Genomic DNA, 401 nt, shown 5'->3' on the forward strand with positions numbered 1-401 from the left:
TTAGTGATAAGTGCTTGACCCATGAGAAGTCAGCCGAGGTCGTAGTAGTGAAGACAGCTAGTGAAAGCTAGAAAGAGCGAAGGACTGAACAATTTTATCGTTACAAACATCTTTATTGGAGGTCGCCAAAGACTACTGGCTATAACAGCGTAAAAGTAGATAGCTGCCTTACGAGAACAGAAAAGGAGTAACAAGCATGCATGAAAACAGGACACTGGATAGAATCCTATCCAGAAATAATTTAAACGAAGCTTTTCGACAAGTGAAACGGAACAAAGGTGCCGCAGGCATTGATGGTATGTCTATAGAAGTGGCTAAAGAATATCTTCGTCAACATAAAGAAGAACTTGTTCATGACATTCGTCAACGACAATATCAACCTAAACCTGTGAGAAGAGTAG

The 401-nt window shown here is 40.4% G+C and carries 1 pseudogene; it reads left to right on the forward strand.

Going from position 1 to position 401, the window contains the following annotated elements:
* Nucleotides 1-196 precede the first annotated feature (196 nt).
* Nucleotides 197-401, forward strand: a pseudogene (locus ACEN4L_RS13480) (group II intron reverse transcriptase/maturase); the annotation flags it as partial.

It is taken from the genome of Desemzia sp. FAM 23988 (genome assembly GCF_045528365.1).
Classification (GTDB): Bacteria; Bacillota; Bacilli; order Lactobacillales; family Carnobacteriaceae; genus Desemzia.